We start from the raw sequence: 24,821 nt of genomic DNA, 5'->3' as shown, positions 1-24,821 counted from the left end.
TGTTAGCGGACTGCTCCAAGTAATTTTTCAAACATTTTAAAGCAAATAAAGAATATTGCCAAAATAAATGGAAAAATGAAGATTCAGTAGTCAGCAAAGAAGTTACCGACTTGTGGCATATTAACAGCAATAATATCTCACATTTTAGTAAACGCTGTCATAATTGCATTTCATAATTTAGTCATCGCATCACTAGCTGTTATTTTTTCTGCTGTTGCTGGTACATCGGCCAAGAAAGTTCCAATCATATAATCACCTCCTTTCTCTTTAAAACATTCATCATTTATATTCAAAGTTTTTCTTAAATTTGTTAAAACCACGGTTAACCTTAACACTATTGTATTTTTTCCTAATTAATTTTGAATTTCTTTGGGAATGCATCACAACAATGTAACTTCTTGACATTACTTTTGCCTCTATCTAAATACTGATATTGTTTTTCAAAGTAACATTAGAATAAATCACACCATAATCGCTGTTAGGAGTCAAAAAGCAATGTTTGCTATTAAAAGCCAAAGTGGTGTTTCGGTTAAATCAATTTCTTTACCACCAGTAATGTGAGCCGGAATAGTTGTAATTTGAATAAATAAATCTCAGAAAGTTTGTTTAATTTGCTCTCAATTAAATTCTTTTAAATTTACCGTCATTTTTTATTTCCCAAAAATCATTTTTATTGGTAAATACATAATTGAAATTAATGCGAAAAGAAAAGTAATGATAATAATTAATCCGGCAATAAACGCAACTTGTGCAGGCATTTTTTCTATCGGAATAAACAGTTTTAAAAATTCCATAATAATTTCTCAAAACATTATTTTTTATCCGCGTTATTTTCTTTTGAATTAGGAGCTTTAACTCATTCTTCAAAGCGAGCAATAAATACTTTTTCGTCTTTCGTGAAATTACCAGCATTATTTTTAATGGCATTTTTATATTTAATTCGCATTTTTATTTTGGCATAAATTTTATAAGCAAAATATGCCAATAACATTATGCAAATAATAGTAAATATTATTCCAAACGCAATATTCATTTTTAAACTCCTTTAAAATAGTTATAATTTGTATCTTTTTTATTGTTTTCTTTTTCGGCAATGAAAAAACCTAATAATTCTTGTCCCTTAATTAATTTGGTTTCTTTTTCTTTTTGATTAATCGAAATTACTTGATATTTACTATCTTTTATTATTCCAATGCAAATTGAATTTTCATATTTTCCTTTATAAACAAATCGCTTTGGAAACCAAATGCCGATTTGTTCATTAAATCATGGAATTTTTGGTGCTTTAATAAGCATTGCGTTTTGTGTTTCTTTTAAAAGATATTTCTTAGTATTTAAGAAAATGTTTTCAATGTTTTTCATAATAAATTACCTTTCTTATGAATAAACTAAGTTATATTAACTAAGTTGTTAGTTAACTTAGTTTTTTAAACACTTATATATCGCAGATTTAAGTGTTTAACAAGCTTTGTTAGTAAATTTTGTTTTTTTAATTAGATAAAGATTTTAATAATTTTAAACTTAGTATATCCCTATATAGAAATTTCTACACTTTAATGTCCGCATCCTACCCTTGGAACTAATTTAATAGCGTGTATATTTTTAGGAAATCCACCCATTCATTTTTTTATTGCAAAACGAAACAAATTGCTATAGCTAATAGGATGTTATCTATTAACTGGTAAACTTCTTTTGGTTATGGCGACCACCCACAATTTATCGTGCTTTAATACATACCAACATTATTAACTCACTTGTATTTAATTTTCAAAGAACAAATTTTTAACATCTTATAAAATAAAAAGACAATCATTGCTGACTGTCTTAATACTTATTCAAATCTTTTTTCCCACCTAACAAAACTTTATGCGTCCTGGCAAAGCCGATTAAAAACTGAAAGGTATAGTAAAAGGCGGGCACCGTTTTAAAAACTGGAAAAATAGCAGTTGAAAAGTTAACTGTTGCTTTCGCAATAATTGCTAATGGTCGTAAAATGGTAATGATTTGTGAAGCCGTTAGCATTCAGTTAATCATTTTAATACCCGCATTCTGAATGGCACAACCAATATCATTAAATGTGGGTATTCACCGTCCGGAATATTTACAATTTGCCGGGGGAATTAAGTCGTCTCATTCTGAGTTGGTTGAACCGCCCGGAATAAACGCGGTGGAATTTAAGACATTAAAATCATAGATTTTAAAATTGTAGTTAGAGTTGTTTCCTTTGTGATAAAGCGGGAATGTTAAGGTAAAAATATTAATACCGTAGCGAATATCAATGTCGGTGTTAAGATAATTAATACTATTAGCGCTTCTGCCGGTCGGCAAGGTAATGAGTTTATTGTCATAAGATTTAAGAACATTAAAATCAATTTGATAAATGCTATTGTTGTTGTTAATAGCGTTATAATTTCTTTGGTGTGTTTTTTTGTCAAAAGTAAAAAAATAACTTCTTAGTAGTAATTCTGAATTACCAGTAACATTGATTAAATATTTTTTGGGATAAAAGGTAATTAACGAGCGGTAAAAGAAACCAATTTGAATAAAGTGGTCCAGTGGTCCTTCTTATAGTTATCTACGCCTTTAAAACCGATTTCGGTATGAGTTTTTTCATCCATATCAAAAGTAGCATAAAATAAACTAGCGAAGAAATTGCCAAGGATTTCATAGATTTCATCAAAAACATTTTTGTAATCGCTGTTGTTAATACTAGGAATGTTAAGCAAACTTGATATTATTAATATGCAATTAAGCAAAAATCTTGGTAATCACAATAGTTTATTAGAATTGATTACTAATCATAAAACAGTTTTATTTAGTATTAATTCGTTGATGTACCCAAAACTGGCAAGCGGGGTGGAAAAATAATTGTCCAAGACTTAAAAGAATTAACCACGCTAAAACCAATTAATCAAAAAATCAATATTGTTTTAGATGAGTTTAATGGTTTCGCCGGCGAAACCATTATCAACTTGATTAATAAATCGCGGGCATTTAATTATCAGTGTTTTTGTCATTTCAAACAATCAATGACTTAAAAACAAATAACATGAACTTAACTGATACGATTTTTGGTAATGTCAACACTATTATTTGTCATAACATCAAAGACCCCAATACGGCCGAATACATCGCTAGTGTCTTCGCGGCGCCCGAGAAACCGAAAAACTAACTCGCCAAATTGATTTCCAAAATAACACCACCAATATGGGGGTCGGTGCATTCAGTTGATGAGTTTATTGTCCACCCCAATTACCTTAAAACCCTTAAAATTGGTGAATGCTATTTTAAAACCACGCTTTCAAGTGGCAAATTGTTTATTAAAAAAATTCAAATTGATCCCACTTGTTTAGATGTCTTAATTTAATAAATAAACAACTAATAACTTTTTCATTTTTTCTATTTTGACAAAATAAAAACCAGTAATTTTAATTACTGGTTGGAATATTTTTCTTATTTTTACAAGTTGTTAACAAACCAATTATTTGTAATAAATTTAATATTTTTTATTAAATTGGATAAAAATTAAAAGTTGGCTTGCGGTTGCTTTCGCTTGCTCTTGATATTATTGCTTTGCCATTAAAAGTTACACCATTATCTTTGTTAATAGTAATTTCGTTGGGCAATAAACTATATTTTTGTAATATTTACATTGCTTCTGTAATTGATAAGGTGATTGTTTGTTCTTTATTATTATCATCAATTATTTTAGCAGTAATTGTTCCGTTAATTTTTTGTTTTAAATATAAATTAGTTTTAATTGAAAGTAATCTGATTACATATTGGGCTATAAGACGTTGTTTTGGGTCCACAGATAATTCTTGTTCTGGTGAATGCAACAAATCACGATTTAAAATTAATTCTTGTTCTTGTTTATTTATGTTTGACAAATCAAAATCCTTTGATAATGTATTTTTAATTTCAGAAGTTTTTTTATTTCAAATTGTAAAATCGGTTAATATCATTTCATCATCAATATTTAAATTTCATCCATTAGTTATATTTTTGGAGTTATTTATGTTTAATCCTGTGGTAATTTGAAATAAATATTTTGCCTTAGCTTCATAACTACATGATGGTATTTTAATTTTTTGTATATTTGAAGAGATATTAGGAAAATTAACTGGTTCAAAACAAACAGCTTTTTCATCAATTGATTTTAACGAATCTGAAGCACTGGTTACTTCAATCGTAGAAAACATTAAGTTATCAATATTAATATTTTTTATTTCTTTAAAAATTAAATTTTGTTTTTCATCTCGAAACTTAAAAAATATTACTTTTTTAATCAACTTATTTAAATTAATAATTTTATTTTGTTGATTATCAATCGAATAATGTATTTTTATATTATTATCATTATTTAAATTATCTTTTATTTTTACTATCGCTGAATTATTTGTTTTGTTAATAATTTCTAATTGTGATATATCTAAATCAGGATTTAAATAATTTAATTCATTTAATATTGCCTTATCAGAATTATCATTAATTTTTCCTAAATTTGAATTTAAATAATATTCACTATATTCATACACATTATGATCTCATGAACCAAAATATAATTTATTATTGAAAACAATACCAGAAGATCAAACTTTATCATTGGTTCTAATAACAATTTTTTGTTGATTTGTTACTGGATCATACTCATAAACATTATTATCTAATGAACCAAAATATATTTTATTATTGAAAACCACACCAGAAGATCAAACTTTATCATTGGTTCTAATAACAATTTTTTGTTTTCCTGTTGCCGGATCATACTCATACACATTATTATCATCTGAACCAAAATATAATTTATTATTGAAAACCATACCAGAAGATCAAACTTTATCATTGGTTCTAATAACAATTTTTTGTTGATTTGTTACTGGATCATACTCATACACATTATTATCATCTGAAACAAAATATAATTTATTATTTAAAACCACGCCAGAATATCAAATTTGATTATTTGTTCTAATAACAATTTTTTGTTTTCCTGTTGCCGGATCATACTCATAAATATTGCCACCTCTCGAACTAAAATATAATTTATTATTTAAATTAATCTCATTAAAAAAAATTGCACAATTTGTTCTAATAACAATTTTTGTTCTATTTATTCTATTATTTTCGTTATTACTTCGTTTTTGTCTTTTATAATTTATGCTTTCTAAATTAGTTTTTTGTTTTTGATAAGGACTATTGGCAACAATGCCAGAAATTCCGCTTCCGGCTATTGTTATTATTCCTAAAATTTCTAGGAATTTTTTCATATTAATTAAATTCCTTTCGTGAATTTTTATTAATAAAAATTTATTAAAAAATCAACACCTTTCTCAAATTTGTAAAGTTTACTTAATACAAATTAATTATAAACTATCAAATAAAAATTTTTATCACTTTTTCAGGATAGGTTGCGTTTATTTTTCTTAGGTATTTTTTAAAAAAAGAAAAAATAATTATTTATTATAAACTATTTCAATATGAAAATTAATTATATATTTATTATGTATGATTTTTGTTGTAAAAACTTATTTTGATGTTGTTTTTATAAGCGTTTTCCTTGGTTTTTATAACCTTTTATTGAGATTTTGTTTGTTGATATTAAATATTTTGTTTTATTACTTATTTTTTAAATAAAATGATAATTAAATTGTCGTTGCTTTTTATTAAAAATTATTTAAACCTTTTCCTACCTAACAAAACTTTATGCGTCCATATAACACCAAATAAAAAAATTCTACTTTTTTAAGTCATTGAAAATGAAAAACCAACTAAATTAAATTTTATTAAAATTAATACCAAGAAAGGTGATTTTTTATGTTAGAAATTAATAATAATGTAAAAACCTTAGAAAACAAGCATTGATTAAACTTATTTAAAACTCACAAAAATATGTACACCAATAAATGTGAACAATTGGCTAATGAATATGAAAAATTAGATGAATACTTATATAAAAATATCATTATCGGTTAAAATAAGGTTATAAAGTAGTTGATTTTGCTTTAAGAACAATTATTACAATTTTTGGTGAAGTTATTTTTAAACGACGCCGATATAAATATTGAAATCAAAAATCAGGTAAATTTGAATATGTATGTTTGTTAGATAAAGAGAAATTGGCCTATTACCTAAACAACGCATTTATTTTGATGTCCAATTTAAAGTTTTAAGTCCTCTGGGTGATGGTAAACGCGATCGCGATGTTTTAGATATTCTAAATCATTATTATATTTCAAAAGCTAGTATTTCAAGTATTTTAAATAAATATGATATTGCCGAATATTTCCCCAACTAGTAGAAAAAGAAACTAAAACTAGAATTGATGTCAAAAATAAGAATTTATATATTCAACTAGATGAGACATTTTTAGCGATATTAGATCAGAAAGTTAAACAAGAGCAAAGAATTCGTTTAGTTACTTCTCATACCGGACATAAAGAAAAAAAATACAAAAATTTTCGTAGAAAATTAGAAAACAAACGAGATCATTTTCTAATGTTAAAAGTTGGTAAGCGAATAGATACGATGGATATCGTGATTTATTAATTAGAGAATTACAAAAACATTATGTAAATATTAATTATGACAAAATAATTGTTTGTGGCGATGGTGATACTTGAATTAGAGAAATTGCCAATATTTTTGGTAATGTTAAATATATTTTAGATGGTTATCACACTATTAAAAAATTAAAACAAACGGCATTTAATATTATTTTTGAAAATCGCAAAGTAACACTAAATAGTTGAATTAAATTATATAAAAATGGAAATCATCAAGAATTAATCAAAATTATTCGTAATGTTGTTAAAAATGAATTAAATAAAGATATTAAAAAAAATTTAAGAAAGGCGAGTAATTATTTCAGTAATAATAAGCAGGAGATTCATCATCAAAATTTAGAATGAAATATCGGTTGTAGCATGTATCATTGAAAGTGATGTATCGCATTTAGTAAAACAACAATTAGGATATGGAGTAAAAATATATCATCATAAGAATCTGAATAAACTATTACATTTAAGAATGGCAAATTTAAACAAATTAAATGTATTACATTACATTAATGAAAGTATTAATTCAGAAATAGAAATCAGAAAAGAAATATATAAAAATTCATTATGAAATAAATATAATAATAAAAATGATGATGATAGTTGAATTAATAAAGGTAATATTGTAAATTCACAAATAAACATAATACATTTAAGTTAAGTAAAAATATAAATTAATATATATTAGTGAAAATTTAAAATTTTTTATTGTGTAAAAATTCAATAATATGATAAAGTCATGGGACTGCACAATTAACTGTGTCTCTAAGTAATTAACTTAAATTCACTCTGCTCTGTCCTCAAATTTTATCATTAAATGTGAAATTGCACTACCCCAATTTTGAATTGGCATTGTTCATTTCTTAACCATATTTTGAAATGCTAAATAAAATATTTTAAAAACTGATGCGTTATTAGGAAAAATCTTTTTATTTTTAATTACTTTTCTTGGTTGACTATTAACAGACTCTATTGTATTAGTTGTATAAATAATTCTTCTAAATTCTTGAGGATATTCAAGAAAAATTATTAAATTATCTCAGTTATTTTTTCATGATTTAGTAATTTGGGGGTATTTTTTATCTCACTTTTCAGCAAAATTGTCTAAAGCAAGTAAGGCTGTATCTTCATTAATTGCTGTATAAATTGATTTTAAATCATTAGCTACCAGTTTGCGATCTTTGTGAGGAACAAATTTTAAACTATTACGAATTTGATGAACAATGCATAATTGGTGCTGTGTTTTTGGAAAAACAGCTTCTATTGCATCAGACATTTCTGTTAAATTATCACTACAAGCAACAAGAATATCTTGTAATCCGCGATTTTTCATTTCCGTAAGATTATTATTCAGTCAAAATTTGGCTCCCTCATTCTCGCTAATTCACATTCCTAAAATATCTTTTAAGCCATTTATATTAATTCCTAAGGCAAGATATACTGCTTTGTTTATTATTCGTTTATCTTGTTTTACTTTAACAACACAACAATACAATCAAAATAAACAATCGGATAAATCTTCTCTAAAGGTTTAGTTTGTCACATTTTAACTTCTTCAATAACATCATCAGTTATTTGACTAATTAAACTTTCTGAAATTTCTGCTCCGTGATAGAATTCTTGCAATTGTGCTTTGATATCAGAAATTGTCATTCCTCTTGCATATAAAGAAATTACTTTTTGATCAAAGTTATTAAATTTTCTTTGTCTTTTTGAAATAATTACTGGTTTAAAAGTACTATTTCGATCTCGTGGTACATCAATTACGATTGAACCATTTTTAAGTAATAATGGTTTTTTGTGTGTTGCCATTTCTTTTATTATGATTCTCATCAGTTTCAAGATGATCTTTAATTTCCATATTTAACATTCGTTCAGTTAATTTTTTGGTAAATTCCTGAAAAATAGTATTGCCTTTAAATAAATCTTGTGGATTATCAATATTTTCTAAAAAATAATCAACAACTTTATCAATTGTATCAGGGGGTTTTTAGAAGTAAAATTTGAAGACAAAGTGAATTTAAGTTAATTACTTAGAGACACAGTTAAATTGTGCAGTCCCTTTTTTAAAAAATTAAAATAAAAAATTATTTTAATGTTTTTTTATAAGTATTTTGCTTAGTTTTTATAACCTTTTATTGAGATTTTGTTTGTTGATATTAAATATTTTGTTTTATTACTTATTTTTTAAATAAAATGATAATTAAATTGTTGTTGATTGTCATTAAAAATTATTTAAACCTTTTCCTTCCTATCTAACAAAACTTTATGCGTCCTAAACAACATCCCTTTATTACCAACATATTTTTAGACTAAATTTCTTAACTTATTACAAAATAAAATTATTAAAAATAACAACACCAATAAATTATTATAAAAATAAAAAAATTCAACTTTATTATAAAATTAGACTATTTATATCACTTAATGGTGACCCGTACGGGATTTGAACCCGTGAATGCACGCATGAAAGGCGTGTGTGTTAACCGCTTCACCAACGGGCCCTAAAATAATGGCGCCTAGTGTAGGGTTTGAACCTACGACCTACCGGTTAACAGCCGGTTGCTCTACCAACTGAGCTAACTAGGCAATTGTTTAATTCAATCATCTTAAATAATTGTATTTACTTTTAATTTTTTTTTGCAACCAAAGCATTGGTTGCGTTTAGTTTTCTTAGGTATTGTTTTGAAGAAGTAAAACAATCAGCTAACTATATTATTTAATTACTAAACTAACCATACCTTTCTTGTTATTGTCATCTTTATCCATCATGATTTTATCATATTATTGAATTTTCACACAATAAAAAATTTTAAATTTTCACTAATATATATTAATTTATATTTTTACTTAACTTAAATGTATTATATTTATTTGTGAATTTACAATATTACCTTTATTAATTCAACTATCATCATTTTTATTATTGTATTTATTTCATAATGAATTTTTATATATTTCTGGATTGGCAACCCTGGTATGACAACCCTTTTTAGGACACTTTTTTGTAGACTGCCATTTCCTAAATTCAACGGGTGTTAAATAATTTAAGCTGCCGTGAATTCGAATATTGTTGTATCAATTAACAAAATCAAATAGTTCGCATTTTAATTGTGTTAAATTACCGATTTTAAAAAGAAAAATTAAAATACAACCTGCTAAAAATAAATAGCTTACAATGTTTTTAAAATAACCGTTGTAAATATATCAAATTGCTCCGCAATGTCATAAAATTAAAAATGAGGTGCGATTTAATTCAATAAAATGATTATTTTTTTCTATTATTCATTTGCAAAATTTCATCTTGCACCTCACTTTTTTTGTTAGCGGACTGCGCCAAGTAATTTTTCAAACATTTTAAAGCAAATAAAGAATATTGCCAAAATAAATGAAAAAATGAAGATTCAGTAATCAGCAAAAAAGTTACCGACTTGTGGCATATTAACAGCAATAATTTCTCACATTTTAGTAAACGCCGTTATAATTGCATTTCATAATTTAGGCACCGCATCACTAGCTGTTATTTTTTCTACTGTTGCTGGTGGGCGGCATTGGCCAAGAAAGTTCCAATCATATAATCGCCCCCTTTCTCTTTAAAGCATTCATCATTTATATTCAAAGTTTTTCTTAAATTTGTTAAAACCACGATTAACCTTAACACGATTATATTTTTTCCTAATTAATTTTGAATTTCTTTGAGAATGCATCACAATGTAACTTCTTGACATTAATTTTTTCCCTATCTCTAAATATTGATATGGTTTTTCAAAGTGGCATTAAAATAAATCACACCATAATCGCTGTTAAGAATCAAAAAACAATGTTTGCTATTAAAAGTCAAAGTGGTGCTTCGGTTAATTTAATTTCTTTACCACCAGTAATGAGTAATGTGAGCCGGAATAGTTGTAATTTGAATAAATAAATCTCAGAAAGTTTGTTTAATTTGTTCTCAATTAAATTCTTTTAAATTTACTTTCATTTTTTATCGCCCAAAAATCATTTTTATCGGTAAATACATAATTGAAATTAAGGCGAAAAGAAAAGTAATGATAATAATTAATCCGGCAATAAACGCAACTTGTGCAGGCATTTTTTCTATCGGAACAAACAGTTTTAAGAATTCCATGATAATTTTTCAAAACATTATTTTTTATCCGCGTTATTTTCTTTTGAATTAGGAGCTTTAACTCATTCCTCAAAGCGAGCAATAAATACTTTTTCGTCTTTTATGAAATTACCAGTATTATTTTTAATGGCATTTTTATATTTAATTCGCATTTTTATTTTGGCATAAATTTTATAAGCAAAATATGCCAATAGCATTATGCAAATGATAATAAATATTGTTCCAATCACAATATTCATTTTTAAACTCCTTTAAAATAGTTATAATTTATATCTTTTTTGTTGTTTTCTTTTTCAGCAATGAAAAAACCTAATAATTCTTGTCCCTTAATTAATTTGGTTTCTTTTTCTTTTTGATTAATTGAAATTACTTGATATTTATTATCTTTTATTATTCCGATACAAATAGAATTTTCATATTTTTCTTTATAAATAAATCGCTTTGGAAACAAAATACCGATTTGTTTATTAAATCATGGTATTTTTGGCGCTTTAATAAATATTGCGTTTTGTGTTTCTTTTAAAACATATTTCTTAGTATTTAAGAAAACATTTTCAATGTTTTTCATAATAAAGTTCCTTTCATCATTAACTAAGTTAATTAACTTAGTTTTTAAACACTTAAATATCGCAGATTTAAGTGTTTAAAAAGCTTTGCTAGTAAATTTTGCTTTTTAATTAGATAAAGATTTTAATAATTTTAAACATAGTATACCCGCACACCCCCCCCTTATATAGAAATTTCTACATTTTAACATTCGCCCCCCCCTTCCCCCTTGGAACTAATTTAATAGCGTGTATATTTTTAGGAAATCCGCCCCATTCATTTTTTTATTGCAAAACGAAACAAATTGCTATAGCTAATAGGATGTTATCTATTAACCGGTAAACTTTTCTTTTGGTTATGGCAACCACCCACAATTTATCGTGCTTTAATACATACCAACATTATTAATTCGCTTGTATTTAATTTTTAAAGAACAAATTTTTAACACCTTATAAAATAAAAAGACAATCATTGCTGAATGCCTTAATACTTATTCAAATCTTTTCCCGCCCAACAAAACTTTATGCGTCCATAAGCATTAAGTCCATTACTGAATTAGAATCACCAAATAAAATAATTTCACTTTTCTGACAAGCAAAAAGATTAATAATAGTAATGAATGAGAACAAATTTTTTTCTAATCTAAGAAAACATTTTTTTATCACAATGACCAAATACCCCATTTACAACCTTAATTATCATAATAAATAACAAGGTAATAATAACAAAAAAAGCACGATTACAATAATTCTTAAAAAATTACTGTTTAAAAGTTAGAAGAATCTTTTTTAATTTTATTTAAAATATCTTCTATTTTTCTACTTTCACTTAATGATTGATCATAAACAAAAATTAATTGCGGAACTTTATAAATCGTTAATTGTTGACCTAATTTTTTTCGGATCAATCACAAATTTTGTTTTATCGCTAACTCAATAATCTGCTTTTGTTCTTGAAAAACCAAAGAATCATAATATACTTTAGCAATTGTGCAATCATTATTTAATTTTACTTCCATAATTATCAATTTTTGTAAAACCTCATCCTTAACTTTTTTTTGCAAAATATTTGTTAGCAAGAGTTGAATTGTAGTTTGGAGTCGTTGAAATTTAATATTTGCCATTACTTAATTTCCTTCAATAAGTAAGATTCAATAACATCATTTTCTTTTATATCATTAAAATTTTTAATAGTTAACCCGCATTCTGTTCCTTGTCGTGATTCTTTAATATCTTCTTTTTGATGTTTTAAAGATGATAAACCACCATCATAAATAACAATACCATCTCGTAAAACCTTTACTTTACTTTGACGACTAATAACACCTTCAATAACCATACAACCAGCAATGACCCCAACCTTAGAATAATGAAATAATTGTCGCACAGCAGCTTGTCCTAAAACAATCTCTTCAAACTTCGGATTTAATAAACCTTTTGCTGCTTGTTGCAATTCTTCAATTACTTTATAAATAACATTATGAAGATGAATCTCAATGCCTTCATCTAATGCCAATTTTCGAACAACAGAGTTAGGTCTCACATTAAAACCATAAACTAACGCTTTTGAAGCAACAGCCAAGGTAATATCTGATTCACTAATTGTTCCAACTGAAGAACGAATAATTCTAATACTAATGTCATCAATTTTAATTTTACTTAATGACTGTTTTAAAGCTTCTAAACTTCCCTGAGTATCAGTCTTTAAAATAGTATCAATATGTTTTAAATTACCAGTCGCAATTTCATCAGATAAATTTTCTAAATTTAAAGTTTTAGTTTTCCTCCGCTCATTAATTTCATCTTGAATTTTTCTTGATAATGCTACTTCACGAGCCAACTTATCATCACCAAACACCATAAACGGATCACCAGCCTTAGGAACAAAACCTAAACCATGAATTTCAATTGGCATTGAAGGTGTTGCTTCCTTAATAATAACATTACGATCATTTTTCATATCGCGAACTCGACCAAAAGCCCCCCCCGCTACTAAAGCATCTCTAATTTTTAAAGTTCCATTTTGAACTAACAATGTACAAACCGGACCAACATTACGATCTAAGTGTGCCTCAATAACTGTTCCACTAGCGAAACGACTTGGATTAGCTTTTAAACTTTGCATTTCCGCTAATAATAAAATTACATCTAATAACTCATTAATTCCTGCACCAGTTAAAGCGCTACCTTTAACAAAAATTGTATTACCATTTCACTCTTCAGAAATTAAATCTAAAGCTGCTAAATCTTTCATAATTAATTTCACATTAGCAGAAGACAAATCCATCTTATTAACAAACACAATAATTGGCACATTAGCAGCTTTAGCATGATCAATTGCTTCTTTAGTTTGTGGCATAACACCATCATTACTAGCAACAACCAATACAACAATATCAGTAATTTTAGCACCCCGAGCACGCATTTGCGTAAATGCTTCATGTCCTGGCGTATCCAAAAAAGTAATAATTTTATTATCCTTTGTTTTAATTTGATATGCACCAATATGCTGTGTTATACCACCAAATTCTTTCTCAGTAATTTTAGATTTTCTAATATTATCTAACAAAGTTGTTTTACCATGATCAACATGTCCCATAATAGTAACAACCGGTGGTCGTTCTTTTAATTCATTAACGTCATCAATAATATCTAAATTTTCTAATAAATTTTGATGGGTAATAACAGTTTCCCTTTTAAAATCTAAATCAAATTCTAAACATAACTCACCAATTAATTCTTCATTTAAAAAATGATTTTGTGTTAACATTTGTCCTTTATTAAAAAAATATTTAATAATTTGCGCAACAGGAATATTTGTTTTTTTAGAAAATTCAATAATTGATAATGGTTCACTAAAAATAAAAATCCCATTATCAAGATGTGAATCACTTCCTGTTTTTAATTGATTTTTAATAACTGTTGTTTGTTTTTTTCTTTGATTACTTTTTTTCATACAATCACCACCCCTAAATTAATTGTTATTATCCTGTTCTTTTACAATTTTTACTAATAATAAATAAATCTCATCAGTAATTTGTGTTTTAAAAATTTTTTTTAATAATTGTTTTTTTTGCATTTTTTCAATAATAACAACTTCTCGCTTAACATAAGCGCCTTTACCAGCAAGACGATAATTTAAATCAATAAAAACTTGTCCTTGTTTTGTTTTAACAATTCTTATTAAATCACTTCGTAAAACAACAGCTTTTGTAACTATGCATTGCCGATATACTAATTTTTGTTTTGTCACAAATAATTTTTTCCTTTATTTAATTTTTATCTAATTCATCGCTATCTAATTCAGCATTATTATTATCAATATTATCTTGCGTTAATCGTTTTTCTTCATTAACAATATTATCTACTTCTTCAATACTTATTTTTAAGTTTACAGGCAATTTATCTTTCTTTCTTTTAAATTGATGTTTATTTTTTAAATCTTGTATTTGTTGTTCCGATAAATTACCATTTCATTTAAAAGCAATATTTTGATTTAAAGCATCACTGAAAGAAATAATACTAATTTTTCATTTTGTTAATTTTGCTGTTAATTTTGCTGTTATTCCTTTTTTACCAATAGCTACTGAATAATGCTCATCAGCAACAATAATATTAGCTTCATTAGTTTGTTCATCTAAACTAATAGAAATCGCTTTAGCTGGCGATAAAGCATTAATAATAAATGTTTTTGTTTCTCTATCTCACTTAATAAGATCAATTTTTTCACCATTCAATTCACTAATAATGCTTTGAATTCTTTGTCCCTTATTACCGACACAAGCGCCAATCGGATCAATAGTTGAGTCATTACAAAATACTGCAACTTTTGATCTTTGTCCTGCAATTCTTGCAATGGCTTTAATTTCAATTATTCCTTCATAAATTTCAGGAACTTCAATTTCTAGCAATCTTGTTAAAAATCCTGGATGAGTTCTTGAAGCTAAAATTTGTCCAAAATTTTTAGTTTTATTAACATCTTCAACATAAAACTTTACTTTATCGCCTAAATAAAATTTCTCTGTGGGAATAATATTTTTTTTAGGCAAAATTACAAAAGTACGATCAACAATTTTTAATAAATAATAGTTTTCTTCAATATTATCAATTGTTCCAATTAAAATATCATTTTTTTTAGAAATATATTTTTCATAGACAACTTCTTTTTCTGCCTCTCTTAAATGTTGTTTTAGAATTTGTGCTACTTGTAACGCCGCCAAACGAGAAAATTCATCAGTATCTACAGGTTCATAATATATATCACCAATTTTTAAATTTTTCTCTAAATTTTTAATATCATCTAATAAAATTTCAGCAAACTCATCTTCAACCTTACTAACAATCGTTAATAAACGATAAACTTTAATTTGACCAGTTTGTTCATCAAAATCTACTTTTAATAAGGCTTGTGGATCTAAATATTTTTCATAAGCTTTTATTATTCCTTCTTTAATAGCCTCAATAATTAAACTGCGATCAATTTTCTTTTCTTCTGCCAAAAGATCAATTGCTTTTAAAATTTCTATTCCGTCAATCATCTTTTTCTGCTCCTTCCAACATTATTATTGTCAACATTTTAATTATGACTTTTAAATTAGATGAAGGTGAGTGTTTCCCTCACCTTCATCTGCTCTAATTGCTTGTTAATTATATAATGTTTTGACCACTAATACAATAACTAAACTAATCATGGTCGCGTTTAGTTTTGTTAGGCGGGAAAATGTTTGAATAAGTATTAAGACAGTCAGCAATGATTGTCTTTTTATTTTATAAGGTGTTAAAAATTTGTTCTTTGAAAATTAAATACAAGTGAATTAATAATGTTGGTATGTATTAAAGCACGATAAATTGTGGGTGGTCGCCATAACCAAAAGAAGTTTACCAGTTAATAGATAACGCCCTATTAGCTATAGCAATTTGTTTCATTTTGCAATAAAAAAATGAATAGATGGGTTTCCTAAAAATATACACGCTATTAAATTAGTTCCAAAGGTAGGGCGCGAATATTAAAGTGTAAAAATTTCTATATGGGGGTATGTTAAGTTTAAAATTATTAAAATCTTTATCTAATTAAAAAACAAAATTTACTAACAAAGTTTTTTAAACACTTAAATCTGCGATATATAAGTGTTTAAAAAACTAAGTTAACTAACTTAGTTAATATAACTTAGTTTATCTATAAGAAAGGAAATTTATTATGAAAAACATTGAAAACATTTCCTTAAATACTAAAAAATGGATTGGCAACCCTTTTTAGGACAATTTTTATATAGACATTTGTTTTCTAAAAGTAACTGGAGATAAATAATTTAAACTGCCATGTATTCTAAGATTATTGTATCAATTAATGTAATCAAATAATTCAAGTTCTAATTGTGCAAGATCATTGAATTTTCTACCATTAATAAATTCTGTTTTAAAAACTTTATAAGTTGTTTCAGCAACTGTATTATCATATGGACAACCCTTCGCACTCAATGATCTTTGAATTTTAAATGTAGATAATAATTGATCAATTATATTATTTTTAAACTCATTACCTCAGTCGGTATGAAATATTTCAATTTTTGATAATGGTCTAGTAATTCGCATAATAGCTTGATAAACCAACTCCGTATTTTTATTTGGTCCGGAACTATAACCAACAATCTCGCGATTATACAAATCAATTAGGAGACACACATAAAATCATTTAAAACCCACTTTATATAAGTTAAGTCACTAACGATAATTTCATTTATTTTTCTATTATTAAAGTCTCGGTTTACAATGTTATTTACTGGATCATTATTTACTTGAATATTTTTGCATTTAAGTCTTGTTTTTGTGTACTTTGATATCAAATTATTGTTTTTCATAATGTTTCTAATTTTGCGTCTAGATAGGTTAATACTTTTATGAGCTATAATACTACTTTGATTTTTCGAGCTCCATAGACTTGGCGGCTTTCGTTAAATGCACTGATAATTTCTTGATTATAATTATTCACTATTTTCCTTGTGTATTTATTAATTTGATAATAGTAATCGGATTTTGAAATATTTAATAATTTACACATTTTTCTTATTGAATATTTTTTCTTATTGCTATTAATTATTGTTATTTTTTGGCCATCATCAGTGCGGCTTGCTTTAAAATGTCATTTTCCATTTTTAAGTCTTTAAGTTCTTTTCGTAAAGTTATTATTTCATTTTCTTCTAGTGTGCGATTGTCTTTTGCTTTAAATGAACCAGAATTATTATAATTTTTAACTCAACTATAAATAGTTGGTTTTGGTAAATTATATTCTTTCCCTAAATTAATAACACTTTTGCCATTTTTGTATAGCATGACAATTTGTTTTTTAAATTCTTCAGAGTATGAGGTTTTATTTCCCATTTTTATATTCCTTCTTTCTTAATAATTTCGAAGTCTATATAATTATGATCCAACTTATTGTAGCCTATCCATAATTTGCATATTGAAATAATTTATAGTAAATGATTATTTTTTCTTTTTTTTAAAAAAATACCTAAGAAGACTAAACGCGACCTTGTTTCGATCTCTTGGTACATTAATTACGATTGAACTATTTTTAGTAATAATGGTTTTTTGTGTTCTGCAATTTCTTTTACTATGATTCTCATCTGTTTCAAGATGATCTTTAATTTCTGCATTTAACATTCTTTCAGTTAATTTTCTGGTAAATTCCTGAAAAATAGTATTGTCTTTAAATAAATCTTGTGGATTATCAATATTTTCTAAAAAATAATCCACAACTTTATCAATTGCATCAGGTTCTTTTTTTATTTTTTTGTCATTTTCTGTTCTCCTTCGTTTAAGTATAATTCAGAATGAATTATCGAGACACAGAATTTTTGACAGGCTCTTAAATTTAAATACTACTTTTCAATTTTTAGATTAAAATCACTTACTTTATCTAATCTGTAATTTATTGTATTGTCATCGTTGTCAATTTCAATTAGATTTGTGCCTTGTACTTTGATTGTTATTTTTTTATTAATTATTCATGATTCACTATCACTATCTTCGTCTATTTTTTGTCCGTATTTATTTATTAGTTGTTTAATTTCATTTTGTTTAATTTGATTATATGGAAATGTGAAAATAAGTTTATTTAAATTTTTTAATTCTGGTAATTTTTCATTTATATTAATATTATTTTTAATATCTATTTTAACTTCTATAATGTTGTTTGTTCGTTTCGAAATTAAAAAACTAACTTTTTCTAAGTCTTTGATTTCAAAATTGTTATCTTTATTGTTATCTTTATTATTTTGTTCTACTGATTTATTTTCTTTTTTAGAGCATCCAACTATTGGTAATGTTGTTATTCCTAAAAGAGCTGTTATATTTAAAAATTTCATAAAATTAACTCCTTTATTTTATTTTTTCAATATATATATATATATATTATACAAAAATTTGTAAAATCATTAGAAAAATGGCAAAACTGATTAAAAATTGAAATGTATAATAAAAAGCTGGTACTGTTTTAAAAACCGGGAAAGTAGCAGTTGAAAAGTTAATTTTTGCTTTTGCAATGATTGCTAATGGTTGTAAAATGGTAATGATTTATGAAGCCGTCAGCATTCAGTTTAACATTTTGATACTAGCATTTTGAATCGCGCAGCTAACATCGTTAAATGTGGGTATTCATCGTCCAGAATATTTGCAATTTGCCGGTGGAATTAAATCGTCTCATTCACTATTATTTGAACTCATCAGGGGTAAATGCTGTAGAATTTAAAACATTAAAGTTGTAGATTTTAAAATTGTAGTCAGGGGTATTATCTTTGTTATAAAATGGAAAAGTTAATGAAAAATATTAATATCGTAGCGAATATCAATATCGATGTTAAGATAATTTTAATACTGTTAGCGGTTTTGATGGTTGGTAAGGCAATGAGTTTATTATCTTAAGATTTAAGGACATTAAATTCAATTTGATAGATAATGTTACTATTTTTAATAGCATTATAATTTTCTTGGTGCATTTTTTTGTCAAAAGTAAAGAAATAACTTCTTAGTAGTAATTCCGAATTACCAGTAACATTGATTAAATATTTTTTGGGATAGAAGGTAATTAACGAGCGATAAAAGAAACCGATTTGAATAAAGTAATCTTTCTTATAGTTTTCTATGCCCTTAAAATCAATTTCAGTATAAGTTTTTTCGTCCATATCAAAAATAGCATAAAATAAACTAGCAAAGAAATTGCCGAGAATTTCATAGATTTCGCTAAAAATATTTTTATAATTGTTAATGTTAATATTAGAATTAGGGATGTTGTTTTTAAAATAAAGGTAAATATCTTTCCTCAATTCAGGGTCGTGTCTTAAAAAACTAAATCCAACATTGAGGTAATTTAAAATACCAAAAAGATACTTAATTAAGTAAGAATCATTATTCTTTTCGGCTCCGTATTTTCAGATTTCATTTTCAACCTGTAATAATTGTAAATAATTGTTTCCGGCAATTAGAATTTTGTTAAATGCCTTGATTTTTAAGATATTTTTATTTATTTTTTCTTCACTAGTAAAATTTTTATGATAAAAACAGCTTTCGTTTTTAAAACCGCGATTTTTAATGGTAAATTCTTTATAATAATTTTTTTCTAAGGTGTCAATGAAATTAAATACTGGTTTTCAATAACATTGTTATATTTATGATTACCGTCAAAGTTAATAGTTGCTGTTGGTAATTCAATATTGGTACTATTTTTTTTCAATTTCTATATTAAAATCATTTACTTTATCTAATCTGTAATTTATTGTATTGTCATTATTGTCAATTTCAATTAGATTTGTGCCTTGTGTTTTGATTGTTATTTTTTTATTAATTATTCATTATTCACTATCACTATCTTCGTTTATTTTTTGTCCGTATTTAGTTATTAGTTGTTTAATTTCATTTTGTTTAATTTGATTATATGGAAATGTGAAAGTAAGTTTGGATAAGTTACAATAAGTTGGACCATATTTATGTGGACTTTCAAAATAAGATAAAATTATTAAGAAAATAGGAATATAAAAATGGTTCAACTTATTGTAACTTATCCAGTTTAAAAAAGAGAAAAAAATTATTAAGAAAAATAATCAAGATTTGAAAAAAGCAAAAAAAGCTTCTCAAAAATGCTAAACTAAAATCTCAGAAAAGAATTAAAATAAAGAAAAAATAAAAAACTTTATCTTTTATTGATAAAGTTTTTTATTGGAAATTGCTATTTTCTAGTGACAACATATCCAAAAATAGATATATTATAATCAGAGAGGAAAACAATTAAGAAAGAAATTATTTAAATGCTTAAACCAATTATTATCGGTAATTGAAAAATGTATAAAAATATTAATGAAACAAAAGATTTTATTTTGCAAGTTGAACAGAAAATGATAAACCATAATATTGATGCCGGAATTGCTGTTAGTTTTCCTTTATCGGAAACATCTATTATTCGTGAGGCTAGTAAATTAATTATTAGTGCTCAAAATTGTCATTTTGAAAATGCTGGTGCATTTACAGGAGAATTTTCACCATTATTATTAAAAACTATGGATTTTTCCTGTGTTGTATTAGGGCATTCTGAAGGAAAAAGTCTTTTTAATGAAATTGATAGGATTGTCAATAAAAAAGTTTTAAAGGTTTTAGAAAATAATTTTTAAATTATTATTTGTTGTGTTGAAACGGAAGAAGAATATATTAATAAGCAAACAGAAGTAATTGTTGCTCAATAATTAAAGATAGAATTAGAAAATGTTAATGAGAAACAGTTAGAATAAATTGTTATTGCTTATGAACCGGTTTGAGCTATTGGAACTGGGAAAACAGTAATAGTAGAAGTATAGCACAACGAGTTTGTCGGTTTATTCGTAAAAATATAATGGAAATGTATAATGTCGCACACAATAAGTACTAAGGCGAGAAGAGAATTCAATATGGTGATTCTGTTAAATCAAATAACATTAAAGCACTTTTAGAACAATCATCAGATATTGATGGAGCATTAATTGGTGGTGCATCATTCATTGCAAGTTGATTAATTTCTAAGGAGTGTAAATAGTATGAATATTAAAGTAATTGCAATTGATATTGATGGCACTTTATTAAAACTGATAAAGGAAAAATATTAGATGATAATAGATACTAGGGATACTATTATTCAAGCACAAAAGAAAGAAGAAAGGTATTAAAGTTATTTTAGCAGCGGGGCGGCCCCCCTGGTGCAGCATTTTTGTATGCTCAGCAATTAAAGTTAGATGAGTATGCACAACATATTATTTGTTTTAATGATTGTGTTATTTATGATTTAAAAACTAAAAAGAATATTTGAAATGCTCATTTAAATGAAGAAGATAAAAAATATATTTATGAAATTATTAAAAAATATGATTTGAATTTTTGAGGTTATGGTTTAAAAAATTATTCCTATACAAGAAAAAATCAGTTGATATTATGCGGGAAACAAAAATAAATCCTAAATATAAGTTAAAGATTTTAAGTGATCAGCAATCATTGCCGGCTTGCTATACATTAACTATTAGTTTAGATGAATTAGAGGATAAGATTTGTGAAAATTTTAAAATTGAAATTGAGCTAATGAACGAATTAGAATAACATCATCGCTGTTAGAAAAATATTAATATTTAGAAATTATGCTAGCAAATTTTGATAAATCTAAAGCTTTAAAGTTTCTTGTGAATAAATGACATCTTAAACTAAAAAATTGTATGACAATTGGTGATTCTTTAAATGATTATGAAATGTTACAAAAAGTTGGTTTAGGAATAATGATGAAAAATGGTCATTCAGATTTAATAAAAGTATCAACAGATATGTGTGATAATAATAATGAAAATGATGTTGGTAAAGCGATACTTAAATATATTTTAAAATAATATTGATGAAAATAAGATAGGGAAAGAGAATGATGAGAACTAAAAATCCAATATTATTAGCAATTTTAGATGGCTTTGGCATTGCTACTGAACGAGAATCTAATGCTGTTATGAAAGCCAATATGGAACATTTTAAATATTTACAAAGTACTTACCCGTCGTTAGAAATTCACGCTTCGGGAAAGTGAGTTGGTTTACCAGACGGGCAAATGGGAAACTCGGAAGTGGGACATTTACATATTGGTGCTGGGAGAATTTTATATCAATCATTATCATTAATTAATAATGCTATTAGTGATAAATCTTTTTATAAAAATCCAGCACTGTTGGCTGCCATTTATCAAGCTAAAAATAATAATTCTCGATTGCATATTATTGGTTTATTATCTGATGGTGGTGTGCATTCGCATATTAATCATTTATTAGCAATTTTGACAATGGCAAAAGAACAGCAGTTTAAAGATGTTTATGTGCATGCGATTTTAGATGGTCGTGATACTAAACAGGATGTTGCTAAAGAGTACTTAACAAAGTTAATGTCTGTAATGAATGAATTACAAGTTGGATATTTATCTAGTATTTCGGGAAGATATTATGCAATGGATCGTGACCAACGATGAGAGCGAATAAAGTTAGCATATGATGTCATTATGCAACGGAGTGGAGTTAGTTTTACTAATCCTTTAACATATATTGATGATGAATATGATTGTTCTCGTAATGATGAATTTATTATTCCGGCATATAATGAACAAGTTGTTGATGGTTATATTAAAGATAAAGATAGTGTAATTTTTACTAATTTCCGTCCTGACCGTGCTATTCAATTAGCCGCGGCAGTAACTAATCGTGAATATGTGTGAAATTCAGAAGTAGTTCGTAATAATTTATTTTTTGTAACAATGACAGAATATAGTGTTGATGTTAAAGTTAATCAAATTGCTTTTCGAAGTCAAAATGTAAATAATGGTCTTGGTGAATGAATTAGTAAGCAAGGATTAGAACAATTACGAATTGCCGAAACTGAAAAATATGCTCACGTTACTTATTTTTTTGATGGTGGCAGAGATATTATGTTTTCTGGTGAAGATCGCATATTAGTTCCTTCACCACGAGTTGATACTTATGATTTAAAACCAGAAATGGCCGCCAACGAGGTTACTAAGCAATTAATTAGTAAACTTAAAATGCAAAAATATGATTTGATTGTTCTTAATTTTGCTAATCCTGATATGGTAGGACATACTGGTAATTTATTAGCTACTATTGAAGCATTACAAGTAGTTGATAAATGTTTAAAAGAAATATATGAACCATTAAAGTCTTTAGAGGGGATTATGGTATTAACAGCTGATCATGGTAATGCTGAAATTATGATTGATGGGACTGGTGATATTAATAAGAAACATACTTCACAGTTAGTACCATTAGTTATTACTAAATCTGATTTAGAATTGGTAACAAATACTGATATTAGTTTAGCAAATATTGCTCCAACAATTTGTGATTTATTAGGAATTAGTATTTCTGGTGAAATGACAAGTAAATCAATTATTAAAAAATAACTTTACTTTGAAGGAAGGTAAATATATTCCAGAAGATAAAAAAGTTGAAATTTTAAAGGCTTTTTTTATTAGACTTGGTATGACGCATAAAGTTTTGTTAGGTAGGTAAAGATTTAAATAATTTTGAAAGAAAAACAATCATGATTTAATTATCATTTTATTTAAAAAATAAGTAATAAAACAAAATATTTAATATCAACAAACATAATCTCAATAAAAGGTTATAAAAAATAAGCAAAATACTTATAAAAAAACATTAAAATAATTTTTTACAACAAAAATCATACATAAGAAATATATACTTAATTTGCATATTGAAATAATTTATAGTAAATGATTATTTTTTATTTTTTAAAAAATATCTAAGAAAAATAAACGTGATCTTAAACCACTTGTTCTTGTCATAATTCTGTGGTATATTACATTAAATGTATTGTAATATCACAGATGTTTTGCACAATCAAGAAAAATCTTAAAAAAAGAAAAATTAATTTATTAATTCTCGTAATTTTTGAAATGGCGATTTATTTTGTGATGCTGAATGACAGCTTTGAAAGTTGTAATAGTAATAATATTGATTTAAGAAATGTTGTAGTTCGTTTTGATTTATTTTTTTATCCTTAATATAAAATAATTTAGTATAATGTTGATGAAACCGCCCAATTTTACCGTTACTTTGTGACGAACGAATTGAAGTGGGGGGTGGGTGGTTTCATGGATAACCACATTCCTTGAAAGAAAGGCCGTAAAATGTCTTTCTTTTACTTTGTATGCTTTTTTATTACTTCAATTAGTAGAAAAAATTCGGGATTGTACAATTAACTGTGTCTCTAAGTAATTAACTTAAATTCACTTTGTCTTTAAATTTTACTTCTAAAAAATAATCAGCAACTTTATCAATTGTATCAGAGATTTTGCCGGACGCATAAAGTTTTGGCTAGGTAGGAAAAGGTTTAAATAATTTTTAATGAAAAGCAACGAAAATTTAATTATCATTTTATTTAGAAAATAAATAATAAAACAAAATATTTAATATCAACAAACATAATCTCAATAAAAGGTTATAAAAACTAAGGAAAAAGCTTATAAAAACAACATTAAAATAAGTTTTTACAACAAAAATCATACATAAT

Annotated in this window: 30 protein-coding genes, 2 tRNA genes and 4 pseudogenes; 11 read left to right on the top strand and 25 right to left on the bottom strand. The window is 25.9% G+C overall.

Annotated features, from left to right (window positions below):
* Positions 1 to 2: 2 nt before the first annotated feature.
* The 7 genes from AACK93_RS01690 to AACK93_RS01660 form a co-directional block, all read right to left on the bottom strand.
* Positions 3 to 335, bottom strand: coding sequence for a hypothetical protein (locus AACK93_RS01690; protein ID WP_339024862.1), 333 nt, complete (start codon positions 333 to 335; stop codon positions 3 to 5).
* Positions 336 to 416: 81 nt separating this feature from the next.
* Positions 417 to 647, bottom strand: coding sequence for a hypothetical protein (locus tag AACK93_RS01685; protein ID WP_339024861.1), 231 nt, complete (start codon positions 645 to 647; stop codon positions 417 to 419).
* Between the two features lie 3 nt (positions 648 to 650).
* Positions 651 to 812, bottom strand: coding sequence for a hypothetical protein (locus AACK93_RS01680; protein ID WP_339024860.1), 162 nt, complete (start codon positions 810 to 812; stop codon positions 651 to 653).
* Positions 812 to 1,033 carry a hypothetical protein gene (locus tag AACK93_RS01675; protein WP_339024858.1) on the bottom strand — a complete coding sequence of 74 codons (222 nt, stop codon included), beginning with the start codon at positions 1,031 to 1,033 and terminating at the stop codon, positions 812 to 814. Before AACK93_RS01675 ends, AACK93_RS01680 begins: the two co-directional genes overlap by 1 nt.
* Positions 1,034 to 1,035: 2 nt before the next feature.
* Positions 1,036 to 1,362, bottom strand: coding sequence for a hypothetical protein (locus tag AACK93_RS01670; RefSeq protein WP_215826943.1), 327 nt, complete (start codon positions 1,360 to 1,362; stop codon positions 1,036 to 1,038).
* A gap of 462 nt (positions 1,363 to 1,824) precedes the next feature.
* Complete coding sequence (locus AACK93_RS01665; RefSeq protein ID WP_339024857.1) at positions 1,825 to 2,328, bottom strand: hypothetical protein; 504 nt, start codon at positions 2,326 to 2,328, stop codon at positions 1,825 to 1,827.
* 185 nt (positions 2,329 to 2,513) lie between these two features.
* Positions 2,514 to 2,726 (bottom strand): hypothetical protein, encoded by a 213-nt coding sequence (locus tag AACK93_RS01660; RefSeq protein ID WP_339024856.1) that lies wholly within the window; start codon positions 2,724 to 2,726, stop codon positions 2,514 to 2,516.
* Here AACK93_RS01660 and AACK93_RS01655 point away from each other — a divergent pair.
* Complete coding sequence (locus AACK93_RS01655; protein ID WP_339024855.1) at positions 2,716 to 2,868, top strand: hypothetical protein; 153 nt, start codon at positions 2,716 to 2,718, stop codon at positions 2,866 to 2,868. The two genes, AACK93_RS01660 and AACK93_RS01655, sit on opposite strands and share 11 nt — an antisense overlap.
* Before the next feature lie 136 nt (positions 2,869 to 3,004).
* Positions 3,005 to 3,172: a hypothetical protein gene (locus tag AACK93_RS08045; RefSeq protein WP_422398175.1), complete on the top strand. Its 168-nt coding sequence runs from the start codon at positions 3,005 to 3,007 to the stop codon at positions 3,170 to 3,172.
* A gap of 475 nt (positions 3,173 to 3,647) precedes the next feature.
* Here AACK93_RS08045 and AACK93_RS01650 read toward each other — a convergent pair whose 3' ends face one another.
* On the bottom strand, positions 3,648 to 5,270 hold the full coding sequence (locus AACK93_RS01650; RefSeq protein WP_339024854.1) for a PQQ-binding-like beta-propeller repeat protein: 1,623 nt from the start codon (positions 5,268 to 5,270) through the stop codon (positions 3,648 to 3,650).
* A 547-nt stretch (positions 5,271 to 5,817) separates the two neighbouring features.
* On the opposite strand from AACK93_RS01650, the gene AACK93_RS01645 reads away from it, so the two are divergent.
* Positions 5,818 to 5,976 carry a hypothetical protein gene (locus AACK93_RS01645; RefSeq protein WP_339024853.1) on the top strand — a complete coding sequence of 53 codons (159 nt, stop codon included), beginning with the start codon at positions 5,818 to 5,820 and terminating at the stop codon, positions 5,974 to 5,976.
* A 1,053-nt stretch (positions 5,977 to 7,029) separates the two neighbouring features.
* Entirely contained in the window at positions 7,030 to 7,218 is a 189-nt protein-coding gene (locus tag AACK93_RS01640) for a hypothetical protein (RefSeq protein WP_339024852.1), read from the top strand.
* Between the two features lie 117 nt (positions 7,219 to 7,335).
* On the opposite strand, the pseudogene AACK93_RS01635 reads toward AACK93_RS01640, so the two are convergent.
* From AACK93_RS01635 to AACK93_RS01555, 17 genes and pseudogenes are all read right to left on the bottom strand, one after another.
* Positions 7,336 to 8,532: pseudogene (locus tag AACK93_RS01635) on the bottom strand (IS256 family transposase).
* Between the two features lie 453 nt (positions 8,533 to 8,985).
* Positions 8,986 to 9,061: transfer RNA gene (locus AACK93_RS01630), tRNA-Glu, on the bottom strand.
* A gap of 9 nt (positions 9,062 to 9,070) precedes the next feature.
* Positions 9,071 to 9,146 (bottom strand) — tRNA-Asn (locus AACK93_RS01625).
* Between the two features lie 411 nt (positions 9,147 to 9,557).
* Positions 9,558 to 9,671 (bottom strand): annotated as a pseudogene (locus AACK93_RS01620) (IS3 family transposase); the annotation flags it as partial.
* A 209-nt stretch (positions 9,672 to 9,880) separates the two neighbouring features.
* Entirely contained in the window at positions 9,881 to 10,063 is a 183-nt protein-coding gene (locus AACK93_RS01615) for a hypothetical protein (protein ID WP_339024850.1), read from the bottom strand.
* Between the two features lie 476 nt (positions 10,064 to 10,539).
* Positions 10,540 to 10,701 carry a hypothetical protein gene (locus tag AACK93_RS01610; RefSeq protein WP_339024848.1) on the bottom strand — a complete coding sequence of 54 codons (162 nt, stop codon included), beginning with the start codon at positions 10,699 to 10,701 and terminating at the stop codon, positions 10,540 to 10,542.
* Complete coding sequence (locus AACK93_RS01605) at positions 10,701 to 10,922, bottom strand: hypothetical protein (protein WP_339024847.1); 222 nt, start codon at positions 10,920 to 10,922, stop codon at positions 10,701 to 10,703. Before AACK93_RS01605 ends, AACK93_RS01610 begins: the two co-directional genes overlap by 1 nt.
* Positions 10,923 to 10,924: 2 nt before the next feature.
* The gene (locus tag AACK93_RS01600) at positions 10,925 to 11,251 is read right to left on the bottom strand and encodes a hypothetical protein (RefSeq protein ID WP_339024846.1); all 327 of its coding nucleotides are present in this window, start codon (positions 11,249 to 11,251) and stop codon (positions 10,925 to 10,927) included.
* Positions 11,252 to 11,995: 744 nt separating this feature from the next.
* Positions 11,996 to 12,352: a 30S ribosome-binding factor RbfA gene (rbfA, locus tag AACK93_RS01595; protein WP_339024845.1), complete on the bottom strand. Its 357-nt coding sequence runs from the start codon at positions 12,350 to 12,352 to the stop codon at positions 11,996 to 11,998.
* On the bottom strand, positions 12,352 to 14,184 hold the full coding sequence (infB, locus tag AACK93_RS01590; protein WP_339024844.1) for a translation initiation factor IF-2: 1,833 nt from the start codon (positions 14,182 to 14,184) through the stop codon (positions 12,352 to 12,354). Before infB ends, rbfA begins: the two co-directional genes overlap by 1 nt.
* An 18-nt stretch (positions 14,185 to 14,202) precedes the next feature.
* Entirely contained in the window at positions 14,203 to 14,481 is a 279-nt protein-coding gene (locus tag AACK93_RS01585) for a YlxR family protein (RefSeq protein WP_339024842.1), read from the bottom strand.
* A gap of 19 nt (positions 14,482 to 14,500) precedes the next feature.
* Positions 14,501 to 15,766 (bottom strand): transcription termination factor NusA, encoded by a 1,266-nt coding sequence (gene nusA / locus AACK93_RS01580; protein WP_339024841.1) that lies wholly within the window; start codon positions 15,764 to 15,766, stop codon positions 14,501 to 14,503.
* A 727-nt stretch (positions 15,767 to 16,493) separates the two neighbouring features.
* Positions 16,494 to 17,606 (bottom strand): annotated as a pseudogene (locus AACK93_RS01575) (IS3 family transposase).
* Between the two features lie 156 nt (positions 17,607 to 17,762).
* Positions 17,763 to 18,053: pseudogene (locus tag AACK93_RS01570) on the bottom strand (transposase); the annotation flags it as partial.
* A gap of 56 nt (positions 18,054 to 18,109) precedes the next feature.
* Positions 18,110 to 18,595: a hypothetical protein gene (locus AACK93_RS01565; RefSeq protein ID WP_339024839.1), complete on the bottom strand. Its 486-nt coding sequence runs from the start codon at positions 18,593 to 18,595 to the stop codon at positions 18,110 to 18,112.
* A 208-nt stretch (positions 18,596 to 18,803) separates the two neighbouring features.
* Positions 18,804 to 18,953, bottom strand: a complete 150-nt coding sequence (locus AACK93_RS01560) for a hypothetical protein (RefSeq protein ID WP_339024838.1) — start codon at positions 18,951 to 18,953, stop codon at positions 18,804 to 18,806.
* A gap of 194 nt (positions 18,954 to 19,147) precedes the next feature.
* A complete protein-coding gene (locus AACK93_RS01555) occupies positions 19,148 to 19,552 on the bottom strand; it encodes a hypothetical protein (RefSeq protein ID WP_339024837.1) in 405 nt (134 codons plus the stop codon).
* Between the two features lie 978 nt (positions 19,553 to 20,530).
* On the opposite strand from AACK93_RS01555, the gene AACK93_RS01550 reads away from it, so the two are divergent.
* The 7 genes from AACK93_RS01550 (at position 20,531) to AACK93_RS01520 (ending at position 24,312) form a co-directional block, all read left to right on the top strand.
* Positions 20,531 to 20,890, top strand: coding sequence for a triose-phosphate isomerase (locus AACK93_RS01550; RefSeq protein WP_339024835.1), 360 nt, complete (start codon positions 20,531 to 20,533; stop codon positions 20,888 to 20,890).
* A gap of 266 nt (positions 20,891 to 21,156) precedes the next feature.
* A complete protein-coding gene (locus AACK93_RS01545; RefSeq protein WP_339025447.1) occupies positions 21,157 to 21,288 on the top strand; it encodes a triose-phosphate isomerase in 132 nt (43 codons plus the stop codon).
* Between the two features lie 171 nt (positions 21,289 to 21,459).
* Positions 21,460 to 21,699: an HAD hydrolase family protein gene (locus AACK93_RS01540; protein ID WP_339024833.1), complete on the top strand. Its 240-nt coding sequence runs from the start codon at positions 21,460 to 21,462 to the stop codon at positions 21,697 to 21,699.
* Positions 21,681 to 21,842 (top strand): hypothetical protein, encoded by a 162-nt coding sequence (locus AACK93_RS01535; RefSeq protein WP_339024832.1) that lies wholly within the window; start codon positions 21,681 to 21,683, stop codon positions 21,840 to 21,842. The genes AACK93_RS01540 and AACK93_RS01535 overlap by 19 nt, the downstream gene beginning before the upstream one ends.
* Positions 21,843 to 21,880: 38 nt before the next feature.
* Positions 21,881 to 22,123 carry an HAD family hydrolase gene (locus AACK93_RS01530; RefSeq protein ID WP_339024830.1) on the top strand — a complete coding sequence of 81 codons (243 nt, stop codon included), beginning with the start codon at positions 21,881 to 21,883 and terminating at the stop codon, positions 22,121 to 22,123.
* 32 nt (positions 22,124 to 22,155) lie between these two features.
* Complete coding sequence (gpmI, locus tag AACK93_RS01525) at positions 22,156 to 23,688, top strand: 2,3-bisphosphoglycerate-independent phosphoglycerate mutase (protein WP_339024829.1); 1,533 nt, start codon at positions 22,156 to 22,158, stop codon at positions 23,686 to 23,688.
* A gap of 447 nt (positions 23,689 to 24,135) precedes the next feature.
* Positions 24,136 to 24,312 (top strand): hypothetical protein, encoded by a 177-nt coding sequence (locus AACK93_RS01520; RefSeq protein ID WP_339024828.1) that lies wholly within the window; start codon positions 24,136 to 24,138, stop codon positions 24,310 to 24,312.
* Positions 24,313 to 24,821: the final 509 nt, after the last annotated feature.

The sequence above is a fragment of the Spiroplasma endosymbiont of Agriotes lineatus genome (assembly GCF_964019485.1).
Classification (GTDB): Bacteria; Bacillota_I; Bacilli_A; order Mycoplasmatales; family Nriv7; genus Nriv7.
Note: the sequence above shows the minus strand (reverse complement) of the source record. Positions and strands in the feature narration are given on the sequence as shown.